Below are 19,493 nucleotides of genomic sequence, written 5' to 3'. Positions count from 1 at the left end.
CGCAAGTATGATGGGGTGGCACAGACCAGGGGGTAGCGACTGTTTATCAAAAACACAGGGCTCTGCGAAGTAGCAATACGACGTATAGGGTCTGACGCCTGCCCGGTGCTGGAAGGTTAAAGGGAGGGGTGCAAGCTCTGAACTGAAGCCCCAGTAAACGGCGGCCGTAACTATAACGGTCCTAAGGTAGCGAAATTCCTTGTCGGGTAAGTTCCGACCTGCACGAATGGCGTAACGACTTCCCCGCTGTCTCCAACATAGACTCAGTGAAATTGAATTCCCCGTGAAGATGCGGGGTTCCTGCGGTCAGACGGAAAGACCCCGTGCACCTTTACTATAGCTTTACACTGGCATTCGCCAAGGCATGTGTAGGATAGGTGGTAGGCTTTGAAGCAGGGACGCCAGTTCTTGTGGAGCCATCCTTGAAATACCACCCTTATCTTCGTGGATGTCTAACCGCGGTCCGTTATCCGGATCCGGGACAGTGTATGGTGGGTAGTTTGACTGGGGCGGTCGCCTCCGAAAGAGTAACGGAGGCGCGCGATGGTGGGCTCAGACCGGTCGGAAATCGGTCGTCGAGTGCAATGGCATAAGCCCGCCTGACTGCGAGACTGACAAGTCGAGCAGAGACGAAAGTCGGTCATAGTGATCCGGTGGTCCCGTGTGGAAGGGCCATCGCTCAACGGATAAAAGGTACGCCGGGGATAACAGGCTGATGACCCCCAAGAGTCCATATCGACGGGGTTGTTTGGCACCTCGATGTCGACTCATCGCATCCTGGGGCTGGAGCAGGTCCCAAGGGTATGGCTGTTCGCCATTTAAAGCGGTACGTGAGTTGGGTTCAGAACGTCGTGAGACAGTTCGGTCCCTATCTGCCGTGGGTGTAGGAATATTGACAGGATCTGTCCCTAGTACGAGAGGACCGGGATGGACGTATCTCTGGTGGATCTGTTGTCCTGCCAAGGGCATAGCAGAGTAGCTATATACGGAATGGATAACCGCTGAAGGCATCTAAGCGGGAAACCAACCTGAAAACGAGTGTTCCCTATCAGAGCCGTGGAAGACGACCACGTTGATAGGACGGGTGTGGAAGCATGGCAACATGTGAAGCTTACCGTTACTAATAGCTCGATCGACTTCTTCGTTCCCATTGTTCATGCTCATCAAAGACGAGCATCATCTGTTCTGTCCTGACGCGCATAGCGCTCCGGACGGGCCGCGCCACAGGGCGCGACGACCTCTGGTCTGTATGGCAAACATACGGGAAAGGTCGCAGAAAGACGTGTTAAATTAAATGAAGCGCAAGCTTCCCAGCTTCTCGAAACAACACTCATGTGAAAACATGAACTGTGTTGCGTTTTGCCGACCTGGTGGTTATCGCGGGGCGGCTGCACCCGTTCCCATTCCGAACACGGCCGTGAAACGCCCCAGCGCCAATGGTACTCCGTCTCAAGACGCGGGAGAGTAGGTCGCTGCCAGGTCTGCAAAACGCAACAAATATCTTCTCAAGCAAACTCTTCGGCCCAGCCGATACAAAGGGCCGCTCAAAGCGGCCTTTTTGCATTGCGTAACATGAAAACATAAGGAAAACGCAACGTGCGTCCCTTAAAGGAGACAAATCGCCTTCGGCAATTTGCTCCGGAACTATACATCACAGCGTCCCTGTGATGCAGTCGCGATAAATCCAATACGGATTTACGCTGGTCGCGATAAATCCCATAGGGATTTACGCTGGTCGCGATAAATCCAATAGGGATTTACGCTGGTAACGCGGGGTGGAGCAGCCCGGTAGCTCGTCAGGCTCATAACCTGAAGGCCGCAGGTTCAAATCCTGCCCCCGCAACCAATATCTTCAAGACTATCAACAACAAAGCCCTCCCATCCCGGAGGGCACTTTGCGTTTAGAGCCTTGGATACCGCAAATGAATTGCTGGCGGTATAGCCACGTGGGGCTCTGATAGCGTGCACCTAGGCCTGTATCCTGCTCCCGGAACACTCTGCAATTATCTAACGATTGGTTATGAAGATCACGTTCTGCTTGGCGTATCCCGGTAAAAACGAGGGCGCAAATCCAGAGTTGCTCGCGCCGGTTCAAACCCCCTTAGTTTAGCTTTTCTAAACAAAAACCCATCTGTGGCGGGATTGTCTCTCTTTGTTGACGCGCAAATAATGAGATTTGTCAGAGGGATAAATTGAGGTGAGACCTTGGGGCTGCAAATTGGTGAAGACCAAATTGCCAGCGAGTTTTTGAGGAAGTTCTGCCTCCCGCGAAAACCTTTGATCGTCTGCAGGTTGACGCAAGCCTTGAGCGATCTCTCGGGGAGGGCTTTCGAGGCGATCTGCGGATTTCCGGATATTGCAATCATCAGGACAAGCAAATCATGACGACCCGCCTGGATCCACGTTTTCGCCCGTTCGAGGTAAAGCGCAAGGTGCGCGAGAGTGCCACGATCACGTCTTTTTACCTCACGCCTGTCGATCCTGCGGATTGGTGTACTTTTGAGGCGGGCCAGTTTCTGACGATCCAGATACCGCATCCCAAAGGCAAAGAACCGCTTGTCCGGAATTACACGGTTTCGTCAGGACCAAATGAGATCGGGGTCTATCGTATTACCGTGAAACGGGAGGCCGCTTTAGCGCCCGATATGGCCGATGGTCTTGTTTCGTGTTGGCTCCATGACGCCGTAGATGAGGGTGCGGTCATCCATATTGACAGGCCGCGTGGTGCGTTCAAACTCGACAAGGCCAGTCAGCAACCGGTTATTCTCTTGTCCGGTGGCGTCGGGCTGACACCTACGATATCCATGTTGAAGGTCTTGGTTGCGGAAAGCGATCGGCCCGTCTGGTTCGTCCATGCCTGCGACGGGGCTGCTACCCATGCGCTGCGTGAAGAAGTACGGGTGCTCGCTGAACAGCGCAGCAACGTCCATGTTCATTACTGTTATCGTTTTCCGACCGACGAGGATGCCAATGCCGGGCTGTTCCATTCCGCCGGTTTCATCACTCGGGAGACCTTGCAGTCGTTTCTGCCGCTGGACGATTACGAAGTCTATATGTGCGGACCACCGCCGTTCATGCAGGCGATGTATGACCTGCTCCTCTCCCTCGGCTTGGAGAAAAGCAAGATTGCCTATGAGTTTTTCGGCCCTGCCTCCCTGCTTTCGCCATCGCAGCCGAAGAAGGAAGCAAACCTCGGCCTCACTGTTGCTCCGGTGGCGTCAGAGCCTGAGTACTCAGGCATTGAGATCGTTCTTGGAAAGTCAGATGCCAGATTCGAGTGGGATTCAGCCTCGGAATCCATCCTGAGCTTTCTGGAGAGCCGGGGTATTGAGCCAGCATTCTCCTGTCGCGCGGGTGTCTGCGGTAGCTGTGTCCAAAACCTTGTGTCCGGCGACGTTGAATATGTGGAAGAGCCGCTGGATGACGTGCCGTCCGGGCAGATTCTCCTCTGTTGTTCCAAGCCCGTGAGTTCAGTCGTACTCGACCTCTGAAACCAGATTCCAGCGTTTATCCAAATCAGCGAGATCAACCCATGGCCGATACACTCAGACTCAACCCGCACGTTGCTGAACTCCCGCCTTATAATGCTGGAATGAATATCGCCGTTGCGCGAAGCAAGACGGGTTTGGCCGAAATTGCGGCCCTTGCCAGCAACGAGAATCCATATGGCTGCTCTCCGAAGGTAACCGCTGCACTGGCCAGTCTCGACCCTTCACGCTATGCGGATCCTGCCTGTGTGATCTTGCGTGATGCGCTTAGTCGAAAGATCGGCGTTGCAGGAAACCGGATTGTCATTGGAAACGGCTCGGAAGAGATGATCGCTGCCGTTTGTCGCGCGGTCCTGCGTCCGGATGCTACCGTGGTCGCGATGATACCTGGTTTCGGCCTTCACGAAATCGAGCCCAGAGCAAATGGTGCGAAAATCATCAAGATACCGATGACGAAGGATCTTCGGTTCGATCTTGAGGCGATGACGACCGCATTGCGCGAAAAGCCATCGATATTCTTCATCTCCTCGCCTTCCAATCCCGTGGGCCCGGCGTTGCGACAGGATCAGCTCTCAAGCCTCATTGCAGCCGTCCCGAAAGAGACCTTGCTTGTTTTCGACGAAGCATATTTCGAATTCTGCGACGGGAATACGCCAGATGGGCTTAAGACACTGGCTGACAGCGCTATCTCCTGGGTCGTGCTCAGAACCTTCTCGAAGGCCTATGGGCTGGCTGGGTTGCGCGTCGGATATGCCGTGGCTTCCGATGAGCGGCTGGCACAGGCCATGTCATCTGCAAAGACACCGTTCAACGTCAATGCAGCCGCGCAATTGGCCGCAGTTGCCGCGCTCGATGACGAAAACTGGATGCGGGTTTCAATCGAAAGCGTCGTCAAGGAGCGCAGGCGCATGGCTGCGGCAATCGCCTCGCTTGATCTTTTCGTTCCGGACTCTCAGACGAATTTTCTCTTCATCGATGTTGGTTGCGACAGTTCGATCGCTTTCGATCATTTCCTGTCCCATGGCGTCATCGTCAAACCCTGGAAAGAACCGGAGTTCGCCAGCTTCATTCGTGTGACCGTCGGGCTTCCTGCGGAAAACGACCGTTTTCTCGAAGCGTTACGCTCACTCAAAGATAAGCTTCCTGAGGCAAAAGTCGCGTCATGATCGAACACAATACCGCCTCAACACGGGATTTGTCCGCCGCGTTTCTCAATGAAATCGACCAGATTATCGGCCTGTCGAACCTGAAACGCGGTGATGCCGTTGCCAATCTCGATTATGGCGTAACGCCTGCGAATTTCGGTGCGGATGCGGTTGCTTTCCCTTCATCTCCGCACGAGGTTGCGTCGATCATAAAAACTGCGGTTGCCCATGGTATATCGGTTGTACCACAGGGTGGCCGAACCGGGCTTGTTGGCGGGGGTGTGTCAGTCCCCGGTCAAATCGTGGTGTCGACCGCCCGGCTGAACCGGATCGTGGAAATCTATCCAGATGAGCGGGTTGCCGTTGTGGAGGCGGGCGTTACGCTTCAAGCGTTGCAGGCGGCCGCATCGGAGCATCGTCTCGAGCCAGGCATCGACTTGCCATCGCGTGGTTCTGCCACGATTGGCGGAATGGTCTCGACCAATGCCGGCGGGATTTCTGCCTTTCGATATGGGGTGATGCGACATCGCGTGCTCGGACTGGAAGTCGTATTGCCTGATGGCTCGATATATTCCGACCTGACACGCGTGGTGAAGAACGCCGCAGGATACGATCTCAAGCATCTCTTCATCGGGGCCGAGGGTACACTTGGTATTGTGACCAGGGTTGCCATCAAGCTAGAGCCGGTTCCCGCAGCAACCGCAACCGCACTTTTTGGGCTTCCCTCCGTTGAAGCGGCTCTCGAGGCAACCAGGTTGGGGTTGACCGTGAGGTATGGCCACATGCGTGCGGCGGAAGCGATCTGGAATTCGTTTTTCTCCCTGACGTCGGGCGAGCACCTTTGGTCGGCGCCAGATTATGCCCCTGACTATCCTCTCAACCTCATCATGTCTCTGGGCGGCGGTGACGAGGAACAGCTTCAGATGGAGCTCGGCCGGATTTACGAGGAGCTGTATGAAACCTATCCGAACGTGTCCGCTGTCGTCGCAACATCGAAGGCGCAGGAAGCAGAGTTGTGGCGTCTGAGGGAGGACACGGACCTTATCTATCGCAGATATCCGGCTGCGCCGTCCTTTGACGTCTCCGTCCCCTTGTCGCAGATCGGAGAATATGTGGCTCGCTGCGTACCGGAGCTTCGGTCAATCGATCCTCTCCTCGATCCCTACCTCTTCGGCCACATTGCCGATGGCAATCTTCACATTGTTCTCAATGCAGCCGGGGCAGCTCTGACGCCCGCCAAGATTGCTGCCATCGAATCCGTTCTGTACCGCGACCTGACGCAATCGGGTGGTTCGTTCTCGGCGGAACATGGGATCGGCTCCAAACGCATTCATGCGTTGCGGGAGACAGCGAACCCGGTAAAATTTGCCTTGATGACGCAGATCAAGGCCGCAATCGATGGCGGATACACTCTTAACCCCGGCAAAGTCACCGGCTGACATGACAACGCCGCGCTCTTTAGGCGCGCGGCGCGGACACGACATAGGAGGCTACGGTTCAGTTCGCCAGAACGCCTTTTTTTTGGCTGTCCAGGCGGCGATATAGTCCATAAATGCGCGTGACAGGCAGTCGTAAGGTTCGAGACTACTGGCCTTCAGCGCGCTTCGTGACGCATCAGATGTGCCTCAAGCATGCGGATGAGCATGACGAGGGTGAGGTTGATGACGAGGTAGATGGCACCCGCCAAGGCGAAAACCTCGAAAATCGCGAATGTCTGGCTCATCAGGCGCTTTGCATATCCCGTGATCTCGAGAACCGTGATTGTCGAGGCAAGGCTCGTACCCTTGACGACGAGGATCAGCTCATTGCCGTAAGCCGGCAGAGCCTGGCGAATGGCGAGCGGGAATTCGATCCGGCGGAAACGCATAAATGGTGACATTCCCGTGGCTTTGGCCGCTTCCTTGAGACCCGCGGGAACCGATAATAATCCGCCTCGCAGAATCTCCGATGTATAGGCGGCTGTGTTGAGCGCCATCGCCATGACCGCGCAGCGCGCACCATCACTAATCACCCACCACGTTATGGCATTGCCTTTGATAAAGCCAATTTGGCCAAGCCCGTAGTAAAACAGGAACAGCTGTACAAGCAGCGGTGTACCGCGAAAGACCATGCTGTAATATTTTGCAAACCCGGCAAGGAAACGGTTTTCGGACAGCCGCATGAGCGCAAGACCAAGGCCGAGATTGAAACCGATCGCGACAGATATCGCGGTTATGGTCGCCGTTGTGGAAAGCCCTTTCAAGAGGAAAGGCATCGATGTTTTCAGGAATTCGATATCCATCGCGTTACTTCCTCGCCCTTAGTCTCACCAGGCGTTCGACCCTGTCGAATCCAGCCTGGCTTATGATGGTGATCGCGAAATACACGACGGCTGCGATAAGAAAGAAAATCAGGGGATTGCGGGTGCTACCGGCGCCAACCGAGGCGGCGCGCATCAGTTCCTGTAGCCCGACAACCGATACCAGTGCCGTGTCCTTGATGGTTGTCTGCCAGACATTGTTCATACCGGGGATGGCAATGCGTAGCATTTGCGGGATGATGATGCGCCTGAAGATGCGGCGCCCGGGAATCCCCAGTGCGCGCGCAGCTTCTATGTGTCCCGTCGGGATGGAAGCCAATGCTCCCCTGATAACCTCGGTCGAGTAGGCGCCTGAAATCGTACCGATGGCAATGATGGCAATGATGAAGGCATATCCGCTGTCCGCAAGGGCAGCATATCCGAAAGCTGTGGCAACCTGTGTCACGAATTGCACGGAAGAAAAGAACAGCAGATAGATGATAAGCAGTTCAGGCACCCCCCGCACGAGAGAGGTATAGGCGTCTACCACAAGTGTCAGCGGGAATATCCGCGCCCACTTGATGACCCCGCACAAGGTTCCGATCAACGCACCGACAAGCATGCTGACCGTACCGACGGCAATCGTTATTGCGGCCCCCTGCAGAATGGCTCTTATCCAACCACCCTGCCAAACTAGGATCAGACTAGACTCCATTGGATTTGCCTTGGTTTTGCTGCGCACTCCCTTGCCTTTTTGGCAGCAGGCATCGTCAGCGTCTTCGACCGTGCGCACCCTGTCAGGTTGCGATTGAGTGGTTGCCCCGCACTTCTGGGAAGAGCGGGGCAGGCGTCTTAGTTGCAGGGTCTGGAGATATCCATCTTGAACCACTTCTGGCTCGCTTTGCCGATCGAACCATCCGCGACGAGCTCGCACAGTGCCTTGTCGATCTTCGTCTTCAGCTCGGTGTTCTCCTTGGCAATTCCGACGCCGATCCCTTCGCCGAGGGTGGAATCGAATTTGCTCTGAACTTTCACGTCGACAAACTGAAAGTCCTTGCCTTCGGGCTTGGCGAGAAAATCCTGAAGCGCAGAGGCGTCTGCAAATGCTGCCTCAACGCGGCCGCTTGCGAGATCGATCTGCATATTGTCGAGCGTGTCGTAGGTTTTGAGATTGGCATTCGGCACCCGCTTTTCGATGAAGTGGGCGTGCGTCGTTCCGGTTTGAACGCCGATCGTCTTGCCGTCCAAGCCCTTCAACAAAGTGTCGATATCCTTGATGCCGGCGAGATCGGATGTCTTGGGAACGAGGAACATGTTTGCCAGCTCAGCATATCCGACCGAAAAATTGATTTCCTTTTTTCGATCCTGGGTAATCGACATCCCGGAGATGATGACGTCGAAGCGCTTCGCCTTGAGGGCAGGGATCAGGCCATCAAAGGCCTGCACGACGAACCGGCACTTCACGGCGAGCTTCGTGCAGAGCAGGTTGCCGACATCGGCGTCGAAGCCGGTCACATTGCCGGCAGCATCGGCCATGCTCCATGGTGGATAGGCACCTTCGGTGCCGATCGACAATTCGCCTTCGGCAGCGTGCGCCGTGCTGACGCCTGCAAGAAGCAGGGCGAGTGACAGGACTTTCAGATTCATATGCGAATTCCCCTATTTGGTTATTTGTTAGGTTTGATTTGCCGGACACAGCCCCGGCACAGCTGATCAGCGGATCACGTCATAAAGTTCGCGACAGAAATTGACGCAGGCGTTCCGATCGCGGATTGGTGAACAATTCCGCCGGGGTACTCTCTTCCTCCACCTTTCCTTTGTGTAAGAAGAGAATCTTGTGAGATACCTCGCGCGCAAACTGCATTTCATGCGTCACGAGGATCATGGTATTGCCCTCTTCTGCCAGCTGACGGATCACGCGCAGGACCTCTCCCACAAGTTCGGGGTCTAGAGCGGATGTCGGTTCGTCACAGAGGATGACTTTTGGCCGCATGGCCAGTGTTCTTGCGATGGCCGCACGTTGCTGCTGGCCGCCGGAGAGCTGCCCGGGATATTGGGCATGCTTTTCCGACAGTCCCACTTTCTTCAACAACTGATGGGCATGGTCGATTGCATCCTGGCGACGCTCGCCAAGAACATGGACGGGAGCCTCGATGATGTTCTCAAGCACGGACATGTGGGGCCAGAGATTGAAGTTCTGGAATACCATTCCCACGCGGGCGCGAATTCTCTCGACCTGGCGCATGTCTGCTGGCTGCGAACGGCCATTCGCTCCGCCCTTCATTCGTATTTCCTCGCCATCAACGACGATCGTTCCACTGCTGGGCTGTTCAAGCAGGTTTATACAGCGCAAAAACGTGCTCTTGCCGGAACCTGACGAGCCGATCATCGAAACGACTTCGCCGGGATCGGCACTCAGCCCCACGCCCGACAGGACTTCGTGCGTGCCGAAACTTTTGTGGAGATCATGAACTTCAACGGCTGGCCGTTCATGGCGTTTGGTGTTCACAGGCACGGCCGGTGGCCAGTCGCTCACCAAAGCCGGAGCGGGTGCGCCCTTTGAAGCCGGGGGAGTAACCGAGGCAAGTGCGGTCAGCGCGCGGTCGAAATATCGCAAGCTTGTCCCAAGACAGTTCTGCTGCCATTCGGGATCGTCAGGAATGAACGCCGTTCTCAGCGTCTTCTTGATTTTCTGCCCAAGCGGAGATTCGATATTCCCGAAAAGATGCAGCCAGTTATCGGCCTGCACGGCGTCCATCACCACCGGGCCTTCAAGGGTTCCGCATTCGATTACCAGCGGCAATACGCGGCTCTCGGGCAAGGATTTGCAGACCGCTGCTGAAACGTAGCCCGTAGCCGTTGCCGCAATGCCGGTATCGGTCGTTGCGCCATTGCCGGTCATCACGACCGCGAGTGCGTGCCCATAGGTTTTCCTGCCCCATTCCAGACCGGCATGGTCCTCTTCCGCCACGGATAGCAGTGCGGGATATCCGTAAGGGCCTGCACCGGTGTGAAGATCGAAGACGACGACATCCGACGCGCCACTGACGAAAGTGCTCAAGATATCGTTGAGGGTGCGGTTCGACCATGTCGGGCCGTTGCCGCCATAAAACAGTCCGTCTGGAAAGTCGTATTGGCCTGCTTCGATAATCGCGGCGATCCCGGCGTGACCATTTAAAGCGGCCTTGGCATCTCTCAGCAGTTGATCGGCACGGTCACGATCGGGTCCATCCCACTCGGCGCAGACAAATGCATTATGGAGTGGGGCGTATCGTTCGTTTCGTGGAACGGCTCTCTTCCAGTCAACGAAGTTTCGGTTGAGATCGACATTGTCCTCGTTGACCCGTCGGCTCCATGCTGTTCCCCATGGGTTGATCAGATGGATCATCACCACAGCCGTATCGGGAGGAAGCGGTAAAGGGTTATTTGCGGCAAGCCATTCAGCCTGGCAAGCCGATCCGAATTGCCCCTCAACTCCGTGCGTGCCGGACAAGATGACGAGTTTTTTTGACGCGTTGCGTTCGCCCAGATATGCAACATCCGTGAAAAGGTGCTCTCCACCTGGGCCATGCAATGGATGCTTATATTCGAACAACGCAGCATTCGACCGGCGCGCAGCGGAAAGAAAACGTTGCCGCAGCACATTATAGTCCACTGAATAGAGCTCAGGCTGCCTGATGTGGCGCATCAAGGATACTCCCGATTTGTGGCGGGCGTCGGCTTTTGCCGATCACCAGCTATGTTCCCGGTTATTATTTTTTTGCCATCTCCGCCTGATACATTTGAGCAGGCGAAGACCATATCGTTAGTCGTTCCGGCGCAGGCGCTTACTCCGCGGCAGCGACGACATTCATGGTCTCGCTATCGATCATCTGTGAAAGCTTGCGTCTGAACCGCAGCGGTCCGACATCGATCTTCAGATCGAGGTTTGGAGTCTTCTTGTTCGCGATCCCGTGGTGGACCGCCTCTAGCACGACACGGTCTTCCTCGAATGCGCCGCGTACGGATGTTGCGAAGCGCGCTGAAACGTCCGGGTCGTCGGGCGCGAAATTTCGCATCTGAAACCAATAATACTTCGTGCGGTTCTCATCGACTGGCGTCATGAAATTGTAGCTGTCCATCAAGAACGTATTGGCTGGCAATTCGCGGCCTTCGCCACCGGAGCCTGATGGTGCAAAGATGGCCTTGATGATGGCATTGCTGGGGTAGCGAACCTCGTAATGCTGTTTTCGATCGCATTTCCCCTCAAATTGCAGGAACGGTGCGTAGAAGGGGGCTGGATCTGAATCCAGCATCCAGCGCCAGACGACGACGCCATCGCTTTTCACCGTTGTTTCCAATGGCGTTTCTTCGCAGGCGGAACTGGCGAACGAGCTCTGATGTACCCATGCGACGTGGGATGGGTCCAGCAGATTGTCCGTCATGTAGAGGTAATTGCAGTTGATCGTCATCGACTCGCCGCGATTGACGCCCCAGGACGGATCACCGAAATGTTCGACATGGAAAATCTCTGCGGGATCGGCTTTCGCGGCCTCACCCATCCAGACCCAGACGAGCCCGTAACGTTCCTCCACCGGGTAGGAGCGGACGCAGGCCACATGTGGAATACGCTCTGCACCCGGTACGCGGGTGCAGGCGCCGGAACAGTCGAAGGTCAATCCGTGATAGCCGCATTCGACGTCGTCGCCCTTGATACGCCCCATGGACAAGGGGAGCTTGCGATGGGGACAGGCATCTTCGAGCGCTGCAAGCTTGCCATTCTGAAGACGATAAAGAACAATATTTTCGCCGAGCATCGTTACGGGTGTCAGGTCTCGTCCGATTTCGTGATCCCAGGTGGCGACGTACCAAGCATTCTTGAGAAACATTTTCTTCCCCCGTTCTCGCTTTAATCGGATCAGTATTTTCCTTGTTGCGATGCGGGACAAGCGGATTTTCGTTGCGTTTTTGTTTAGAAAAACTTAACAAAAAAGCAGAACTGGAGATACTCTATTGGCTATGCCCCCACTCCATGCCCTGCAAGCTTTCGAAGCCGTAGGAAGGTGCGGCACGATGAGCACGGCCGCCAAAGAACTGGGCGTAACACCCAGTGCCATCAGCCAACAGGTGCGCAAGCTTGAGAACCATCTCGGCGTTACGCTCCTCGAACGTATCGGACGCCGTGTGGAACTGACGTCGTGGGGTGTTCTTCTTCACAAGGAAGTCGCCAAAGGCTTCAGCCAGCTCAATCATTCCGTCGATGTTCTCGAACGGGCGCGGAGCCAGACCGGCATCGTGCTGACTGCGCTCAGCTCGGTGGTGAACAAGTGGATCGGCCGCAAGATCTTCGAGTGGCAGGCTCTCTATCCGGAAGCCAATGTCCGTATCATCGGCAAGGATGACGAACCCAGCCTGTCGGGCGGCCAGAGCGATTTTCGCATAACCTATGGAAAGCGGGCAGAGGTGCACGCGCATTTCGTGCCGCTTTATACGGATTGGGTGGTTCCCGCATGTTCGCCGCGTTTGCTCGGGGGACGGACATTATCGGCGCCCGCCGACCTTCTCAAATTCCCTTTGCTCAATATCGAGTGGGAAGCCCATTACAGCCGTCCGCCACAATGGAGCGAGTGGGCGCAGCTGGTTGGCGCGACCGTGAATGAAAAACTCTCGAGCCTGTTTTTCGCGCTGTCGAGCAACGCAATCGACGCTGCGGTCAACGGACACGGCTTCGTGCTGGCTCAGGTCTCGATGATCGAGGACGAGTTGCAGGCCGGTACACTTGTTGTTCCTTTCGACATCCGCCTTCCGCTTCCCGAGAGCTACTATCTGGCATGGGATCGTTCCGTTTTCGATAAGCCCTACGGAAGAGAATTTCATATGTGGGTGATGGGGATCGCGAAAAAGCAGTCTGTCGCATCGTCCCCGAACCGCAGTGCGTGACTAATGGCCTACCGCTCGGGATATCACTTTCTGATGTGTTGATATTCTCCGCGCCAGTACAGAAGTGGCCGGGCATCGTCATGCGTCCTTATCGACCGGACGAGGCCGATCAGGATCACATGGGATCGATGGATGATCGCGTCTTCGAGTCGCAGTCCAAACTTGCCAGAGCGCCATCCAGCGCAAGGCCGCCTGACGCCATCGTGTGCCAGACGGCGCCATCGTAGCGGCTGGCACCCTTAAGGCCATTAAAACCCGAGAATGAGTGGGCGACGTTTTCCTGACCTTCAGCGACGACGTTGACGCAAAACCGTCTGGCTTTCTCGACGATTTCCCAGGACGAGGATCCGCGATTGAGTGCGACCATCACAGTCGGGCCATCCGCAGAAAGTGCTGTGACGGATGTTGCGGTGAAGCCGGTTCGTGTTTCACCCGTGCCTGTCGTGATGACGCAAACGTCACCCGCCAGATTCCGCATGGAGGATTTGAAGAGGTCAGCGCCCGGAGACGGCTCCTGCATTTTCATCCGGTCCACCATGATCGGCTCCTTCAGATGCGCTCTTTATCGCCTTTGGCGGCCGTGTAACGGTTGGCAGGCATCGAAAGCCCCAGGTTCTCGCGCAGCGTCGATCCTTCATATTCCTCACGAAACAGTCCGCGTCGCCGCAACTCCGGCAAGACAAGGCGGACGAAATCTTCCAGGCTTGCGGGAAGTGTCGGGAACATAAGAATGAAACCGTCGGCGGCACGGGTTTCGAACCACTCTTCCATGTAGTCTGCGATCTGTTTTGGTGTCCCGGTTATTCCGTTTCCGGTGTGGCGTTCTGCGTAGTGGCGGATCAATTGTCCCACTGTCTGTCCTTGCTTGACGAACTCGACGAGCTGGTCAAACATCTTGCGCGAGCCTTTCGGCTCGGCGGGCAGCCGGTCCATCGGAAATGGTTGATCGAGGGGAACGCCACGAAGATCGGCTTCGAGGAACTCCGAAAGCATCAACCGACCCACGTCCGGATGCAGGCTGTCGATGAGAAAATCGACTTTTGCCTTCGCCTCGGCCTCGGTCTCTCCGACATTGACGACAATTCCCGGCATGACCTTGAGATCTTCGGGATCGCGACCGAATGCCGGCATACGTCCTTTGACGTTCTGGTAGAAAGCCCTGTTGCTCTCGATGTTGGATGCCAGGCTGAAGACGATTTCAGACGTCCGTGCAGCAAGGTTCATTCCGGCCTCGGAGCCGCCGGCCTGAGCAATAACAGGCCGCCCCTGCTCGGAAGGCGCAATGTTGAGGGGGCCGCGCACCTGAAAATGCTTGCCGACATGATTGAGGGTATGGTGCTTGGCCTTGTCATAATAAACGCCGCTTTCGCGATCGAGCAGCAAGGCGTCGCGTTCAAAGCTGTCCCATAGGCCGAACACCACGTCGATGAATTCCTGCGCGCGCTCGTAACGGACGGCGTGAGGATCGAGACCCTGACGATTGAAGTTGTAGCCGGTCTCGTCATGATCGGAGGTGACGACATTCCAGCAGGCGCGTCCCCGGCTCAGCTGATCGATAGACGCGAAAATCCGGGCGACATTGAAGGGTTCATAATAGCTCGTCGATACCGTCGAGACCAAACCCAGTCTTTCCGTCATCACCGAAAGTGCCGAGATGAGAGAAAGCGGTTCGAACCGGTTCTGCTTGGTCGGGCTGCGCGCCAGGGCGTCGGGGTCACCAACGGCAGCCGCAGCGGAATCGGCGAGGAACATGAAATCGAATTTGGCAGCTTCAGAAATTCTGGCCACATTCAACATGTGGCTGAAGTCGGTTGCTGCCGTTACCTTGCTTGCCGGGTGCCGCCATGCGGCTGCATGGAAGCCGAACGTGTAAACAAAGGTTCCGAGCTTGATCTTGTCCTGCCGTTTCAACATCGTTCCCTCTTTTGCCTGATACCAATTCTGGTCTCAGGCTATTCGAGGATCGACGCTGCAACAATCGGCCGAAATCTTCTCCGTAGGTTAGAAATACTAACAAGGATTAGTGGCGCGTCTGCGCATCAGCCCGAGAGGCTGCGGCGCCACGCAAGGATCACATTCCCGTTGGAAGGCCTGATGATGGCGCTTCACTATAAGTATTCATAAGTCACACTTAAGTCGCTGTTAACCAACATCTGGTCAATTTATTCATATAAGAAGTTGTCTTCGCAGGCGAATTTCGCGCAGGCGCTTCATTTTTATGACCACATGACGCGGTCGTCTTTTCCCAAAAAAATGTTTCCAGATCCGTTGAATTCGCTCGGTGAAAGCCGAGGAGTTCGCGCGTCTATTCGCCCGCAATCCAATGATAGCGAGGACAAGTGCAAATCGTATTGGTCGATGACAGCAAGTCGATTCTTGTTGCCCTGAAAGCGACGGTCCGCGGGCTTCCGGATGTCGGCACCATCGTGGGCTTCACCGATCCCACGGAGGCGTTGGAATTCTGCCGCAACAATGCGGTCGATCTGCTTGTGGTGGATTATACGATGCCGAAATATAACGGCATACAGCTCCTCAAGGCACTGAATACGTATGAGCATTTCGCGCATGTGCCTGTCATCATGATCACATCGGAAAGAGGCCGGCCTGTCCTTATCGAAGCGATAGAGAGCGGTGTCACGGAATTCATCCACAAGCCCTTTGACCCGGTGGAGCTGAAGGCGCGGGTGCGCAACCTTCTCGCCTTGCGCAAGGCGCAGCGCGATCTTGCCGGACAGGCGCGCAGCCTTGTGGATGAGGTGCGCAAGGCCACCCGGCAACTCGCGGCCCGCGAAGAAGAAATCATCTGGCGCCTGGCGCGGGCCATCGAATTCCGCGACGGCCACACCGGCGACCATATTTCCCGCGTCGCGCAAATCAGCATGCTGATGGCAAAGGATCTCGGCCTCGATGACGAGCATTGCCGCATGATCTATCTCGCGGCACCCTTGCACGATGTCGGCAAGATCGGAATTTCCGACAGCGTGCTGCTGAAGCCGGGTCGCCTGACGCCTGATGAGATCACCGAAATGCGAAAACATGTCGGTATCGGCGTGCAGATTCTCGAAAACGGTTCATCCGATCTGCTGCGCATAGCCGAGGCGATTGCAGGTGGCCATCACGAAAAATGGGATGGAACGGGATATCCGCACGGCTTGTCGGGCGATGGCATTCCGCTGGAAGCCCGTATCGTCGCCATTGCGGACGTCTTTGAGGCTCTCTGCTCCGAGCGCCCTTACAAGAAGGCGTGGTCGACCCAAGAGGCCTATGCGCATGTTGTCGCGCATAGCGGCAGCCATTTCGATCCCGCTTGCGTCGCGGCGTTCCAGCGCCAATGGACGCTGATCGACAGGCTCATGACGGGTCACGGCGTTCTGGAGATCGAAGTGCCGAGCCTCGAAACACCGGAAGAACAACCGATCAGGGCGGATGGCGGCATGCAAGCCGCAGCCGTTCGGGAGACTCCCCATGTTTGATGAAACCACGAACGACATGCTGAAGATGCCGCAAGCGCTTTCCATACGGTCGATTGCGCCGGCACACGGTCTTCTTCTCGACCGTCTCAAAGACACCGACAGGCTGGTGGTCGAGGTACCCAAGGATGCGGATGCGGATTTGAGCTTCGTGCAGCTGATGGAAGCCTCGCGCAATTTCGCGGCGCAGAACAACAAGACGATAACATTGAAAGAGCCGGCTGACGGTCAGGTTTTGCAGACATTGCGGCGGGGCGGTTTCCTGTCGCGGATGGATGAAGCCTCCCGCCAGTTCTGGTTGCATGGAAAGGACATATCATGAGCGCACATATTTTAACGGTCGACGATTCCGCCAGCATTCGCATGACGACGAAGATCGCCCTCACAGGCGCGGGCTACCAGATTACCGAGGCCGTTGATGGGCAGGACGGTCTTGCCAAGGCGAAGGCCGCGAATTTCGACCTCATCGTCACTGATCTCAACATGCCGAACATGAATGGTCTCGAGATGATCGAAGCGCTTCGGCAATCTCCGGCTCATACCGGCATTCCGATCATCTTTTTGACGACGGAATCCGATGCGGACATGAAGGCGCGCGCCAAGGCCGCCGGTGCCACCGGCTGGCTGACCAAGCCCTTCGATGCCGAACATCTGGTCAAGATCGTCAGAAAGGTCCTCGGAAAATGACGACGCTGGACCCTATTCAGGTTTTCAGAACGGAGGCTGCGGAGCTTTTCGAGCAAATCGAGGGGGGCCTTCTCGATCTGCTTCACGATTTGACCGATCAGGATCAGATCGACGCCGTTTTCCGCGGACTGCATACATTGAAGGGGTCCGGGGCAATGTTCGGGTTCGAGGCGCTTGCCGCTTTCACCCACCATTGCGAAACCGCCTTTGACCGGGTGCGCAAGGGCGAGGTTCCGGCAACCAGCGAACTGGTCGCAGCCGTTCTTGAAGCGCAGGATCATATGCAGGCGCTGGTCGACAATCCGCACGGTGTGCAGGGTGATGTTGGAGAGCAGCTGCTCGCCAAGCTTCGTGCGGCAGTCGGCACTCGTGGCGATGGCGGTGTCCTGACACATGTTCCGGCGCAGAATCTCGCCAGGAAGCAGGCAAAGGCAAAAGCCGCCACTTGGGAAATCCGGTTCCGGTTGCCCGTCAATGCCATGGCAAACGGAACCAATCCCCTTGGTCTTCTCGATGAGCTGGCCGAACTCGGCGATTGTGAAATCGTTGCCGACACCTCGACGGTGCCGTCTCTCGATGCACTTAATCCGAGCGATCTCCATCTGGGCTGGACAGTCCGGCTGACGACCGAGCAGCCGCAATCGGCAATCGACGACGTTTTCATCTTCGTGATGGATGACATGGAGATCGATATCCGCGCAATCGAAGCGGTTGTCGAAGAAGAGCTCCCCGTTTCCGAAATCCTGCCGGAAGCCAGAAAGGTCGCCGTCGATCCGAAGGGCGGCAAGGCGGCCGAAAACGTGCGGGTGCCTGCTGAAAGACTTGACGAGTTGATGGATCGGGTCGGTGAACTCGTCATTGCCCAGTCCCGCCTTTCGCAGCTGGCGGGTAGCAGCGTCGATATTCTTTTGCGCTCTGTTTCGGAGGATGTCGAACGTCTTTCTGGAGAACTTCGCGATACGATGATGGTCCTGCGAATGGTGCCGATCGCCCAGCTTTTTGGTCGGTTCCGCCGTCTGATCCATGACCTGGCGCGGGAAACGGGCAAACAGATCGAGCTGGAGACCGAGGGCGAAGGCACAGAGGTCGACAAGGCGGTGATCGAACGCCTGGCTGATCCACTCGTGCACCTTGTCCGTAACTCGTGCGACCATGGCCTCGAAAAAAGCGATGAGCGTGTGGCGGCCGGCAAACCGGCGATGGGGCGGATCACCCTCATTGCACGCCAGTCGGGCGGTGATGTGACCATCACCATCCGTGACGATGGCCGTGGCATCGATCGCCAGCGCGTCCGGGCAAAAGCGGAGGCTTCCGGCCTTTTGGCTCCGAACGCGCAGGTCAGCGATCAGGAACTGCTGCAGATGATCTTCCAGCCGGGCTTTTCGACAGCCTCTGAAGTTACCAGTCTTTCCGGCCGTGGTGTCGGCATGGATGTGGTGAAAAAGAGTGTCGAGGCCCTTCGCGGCACGATCAGCGTTACCAGCACGCCGGGCGCGGGTTCGGAAGTTTCGCTGGCGATCCCGTTGACTCTGGCCATCATCGACGGCCTGCTGGTGCGGGTCGGCAATGGTTGTTACGTCATTCCGCTGCCGGCGGTTGAGGAATGCCTCGAACTGTCGCCTGACGACGATATTCGTTCGCGGGGCCGGTCCTTCATTTCACTGCGCGAGAGCCTCGTTCCCTTCATTCGCCTGCGCGAATTGTTCAACACCGGAACCAAGCCGGATCAGTTCCAGAAGATCGTCGTCATTTCCACCGGCTCCGAGCGGGTCGGGCTTGTGGTTGACCAGATCATCGGCGATCACCAGACGGTCATCAAGGCCATGTCGAAACTGCACCATGACGTCGCGACATTCTCCGGCGCGACCATCCTCGGTGACGGCAATGTCGCCCTTATCCTCGATGTCGCACATCTGGTGATGGCGGGGCAACAGCAGGAGGCGCGATTGCGGGCCGCGGGATGAACCAGTCTCTCTTGAAGCAGACGGACGAATTTTGGGGCGTGTCCGACGCCGTGGAAGTTCTGACCTTCAACATCGCGGGCGAGACCTTCGCCATAGAGGCGGTGAAGGTTCGGGAAATTCTGGATCTTCTGCCCGAAACCGCCGTTCCCGGTGCTAAAGCCTTCGTGGCGAGTGTTATCAACTTCCGGGGCAAGGTCATCCCTCTGGCTGATATCCGTCTTGCCTTCGGCATGGAAGCCACCGAGCGAACCATTGATAGCCGTATCGTCGTCATAGAACTGCCGTTCGATGGCGAGCCGGCATTGATCGGCATCAGGACCGATAAGGTCAACGAGGTGACCACGTTCAGCCGGGCAGCCAGCGAACCGCCGCCGAGCGTCGGCATGCGGTGGCGGGCGGATTACATCCATTGCCTCATCAAACGCGGCAGCGAGTTCGTCATTCTTCCAAATCTGACAGCAATTTTCACGGGGCATCACGAGTCCGGACCGGTTTCGTCCAGCGCGCGTGGCAACGTCATCGAACTTTCCAAGGAGCATTGA

Annotated in this window: 15 protein-coding genes, 1 tRNA gene, 2 rRNA genes and 2 pseudogenes (1 of these 20 only partly in view); 12 read left to right on the top strand and 8 right to left on the bottom strand. The window is 56.4% G+C overall.

The window, feature by feature from the left end:
* The 6 genes from QE432_RS11765 to QE432_RS11740 form a co-directional block, all read left to right on the top strand.
* Positions 1-1,145: ribosomal RNA gene (locus QE432_RS11765) — 23S ribosomal RNA — on the top strand; it begins 1,662 nt to the left of the window's first position.
* Between the two features lie 221 nt (positions 1,146-1,366).
* Positions 1,367-1,481, top strand: a 5S ribosomal RNA gene (rrf, locus tag QE432_RS11760).
* A gap of 288 nt (positions 1,482-1,769) precedes the next feature.
* Positions 1,770-1,846, top strand: a tRNA-Met gene (locus QE432_RS11755).
* A gap of 535 nt (positions 1,847-2,381) precedes the next feature.
* Positions 2,382-3,491 (top strand): 2Fe-2S iron-sulfur cluster-binding protein, encoded by a 1,110-nt coding sequence (locus QE432_RS11750; RefSeq protein WP_306624347.1) that lies wholly within the window; start codon positions 2,382-2,384, stop codon positions 3,489-3,491.
* Positions 3,492-3,532: 41 nt separating this feature from the next.
* A complete protein-coding gene (gene hisC / locus QE432_RS11745) occupies positions 3,533-4,654 on the top strand; it encodes a histidinol-phosphate transaminase (RefSeq protein ID WP_306624345.1) in 1,122 nt (373 codons plus the stop codon).
* Positions 4,651-6,072, top strand: a complete 1,422-nt coding sequence (locus QE432_RS11740; RefSeq protein ID WP_306624343.1) for an FAD-binding oxidoreductase — start codon at positions 4,651-4,653, stop codon at positions 6,070-6,072. The genes hisC and QE432_RS11740 overlap by 4 nt, the downstream gene beginning before the upstream one ends.
* Before the next feature lie 51 nt (positions 6,073-6,123).
* Here QE432_RS11740 and QE432_RS11735 read toward each other — a convergent pair.
* From QE432_RS11735 to QE432_RS11710, 6 genes and pseudogenes are all read right to left on the bottom strand, one after another.
* Positions 6,124-6,249 (bottom strand): annotated as a pseudogene (locus QE432_RS11735) (S-(hydroxymethyl)glutathione synthase); the annotation flags it as partial.
* Complete coding sequence (locus tag QE432_RS11730) at positions 6,228-6,914, bottom strand: ABC transporter permease (RefSeq protein WP_013636823.1); 687 nt, start codon at positions 6,912-6,914, stop codon at positions 6,228-6,230. The gene QE432_RS11730 and the pseudogene QE432_RS11735, both read right to left, overlap by 22 nt.
* Positions 6,915-6,918: 4 nt before the next feature.
* Positions 6,919-7,626 (bottom strand): ABC transporter permease, encoded by a 708-nt coding sequence (locus tag QE432_RS11725; RefSeq protein ID WP_035198759.1) that lies wholly within the window; start codon positions 7,624-7,626, stop codon positions 6,919-6,921.
* Positions 7,627-7,763: 137 nt separating this feature from the next.
* A complete protein-coding gene (locus QE432_RS11720; protein WP_003514202.1) occupies positions 7,764-8,558 on the bottom strand; it encodes a transporter substrate-binding domain-containing protein in 795 nt (264 codons plus the stop codon).
* A 79-nt stretch (positions 8,559-8,637) separates the two neighbouring features.
* On the bottom strand, positions 8,638-10,599 hold the full coding sequence (locus QE432_RS11715) for a DUF2817 domain-containing protein (RefSeq protein ID WP_080797682.1): 1,962 nt from the start codon (positions 10,597-10,599) through the stop codon (positions 8,638-8,640).
* Positions 10,600-10,738: 139 nt separating this feature from the next.
* Entirely contained in the window at positions 10,739-11,779 is a 1,041-nt protein-coding gene (locus tag QE432_RS11710) for an aromatic ring-hydroxylating dioxygenase subunit alpha (RefSeq protein WP_013636820.1), read from the bottom strand.
* Positions 11,780-11,909: 130 nt separating this feature from the next.
* On the opposite strand from QE432_RS11710, the gene QE432_RS11705 reads away from it, so the two are divergent.
* Positions 11,910-12,830, top strand: coding sequence for a LysR family transcriptional regulator (locus tag QE432_RS11705; protein ID WP_080797685.1), 921 nt, complete (start codon positions 11,910-11,912; stop codon positions 12,828-12,830).
* Positions 12,831-12,853: 23 nt separating this feature from the next.
* On the opposite strand, the pseudogene QE432_RS11700 reads toward QE432_RS11705, so the two are convergent.
* Both QE432_RS11700 and QE432_RS11695 read right to left on the bottom strand, forming a co-directional pair.
* A pseudogene (locus tag QE432_RS11700) lies at positions 12,854-13,368 on the bottom strand (flavin reductase family protein).
* Between the two features lie 11 nt (positions 13,369-13,379).
* Entirely contained in the window at positions 13,380-14,744 is a 1,365-nt protein-coding gene (locus QE432_RS11695) for an LLM class flavin-dependent oxidoreductase (protein ID WP_306624340.1), read from the bottom strand.
* Positions 14,745-15,169: 425 nt separating this feature from the next.
* On the opposite strand from QE432_RS11695, the gene QE432_RS11690 reads away from it, so the two are divergent.
* From QE432_RS11690 to QE432_RS11670, 5 genes are read left to right on the top strand one after another with little or no spacing between them, the layout of a single operon-like run.
* Complete coding sequence (locus QE432_RS11690; protein ID WP_306624338.1) at positions 15,170-16,303, top strand: HD domain-containing phosphohydrolase; 1,134 nt, start codon at positions 15,170-15,172, stop codon at positions 16,301-16,303.
* Positions 16,296-16,622 (top strand): hypothetical protein, encoded by a 327-nt coding sequence (locus QE432_RS11685; protein ID WP_306624335.1) that lies wholly within the window; start codon positions 16,296-16,298, stop codon positions 16,620-16,622. The genes QE432_RS11690 and QE432_RS11685 overlap by 8 nt, the downstream gene beginning before the upstream one ends.
* Positions 16,619-16,987: a response regulator gene (locus tag QE432_RS11680; RefSeq protein WP_013636814.1), complete on the top strand. Its 369-nt coding sequence runs from the start codon at positions 16,619-16,621 to the stop codon at positions 16,985-16,987. Before QE432_RS11685 ends, QE432_RS11680 begins: the two co-directional genes overlap by 4 nt.
* Positions 16,984-18,951: a chemotaxis protein CheA gene (locus QE432_RS11675; RefSeq protein WP_306624333.1), complete on the top strand. Its 1,968-nt coding sequence runs from the start codon at positions 16,984-16,986 to the stop codon at positions 18,949-18,951. The genes QE432_RS11680 and QE432_RS11675 overlap by 4 nt, the downstream gene beginning before the upstream one ends.
* A complete protein-coding gene (locus QE432_RS11670) occupies positions 18,948-19,493 on the top strand; it encodes a chemotaxis protein CheW (protein ID WP_306624331.1) in 546 nt (181 codons plus the stop codon). The genes QE432_RS11675 and QE432_RS11670 overlap by 4 nt, the downstream gene beginning before the upstream one ends.

The organism is Agrobacterium sp. SORGH_AS_0745, from assembly GCF_030818995.1.
Lineage (GTDB): Bacteria > Pseudomonadota > Alphaproteobacteria > Rhizobiales > Rhizobiaceae > Agrobacterium > Agrobacterium tumefaciens.
This window is presented reverse-complemented; position numbering and strand designations above follow the sequence as displayed.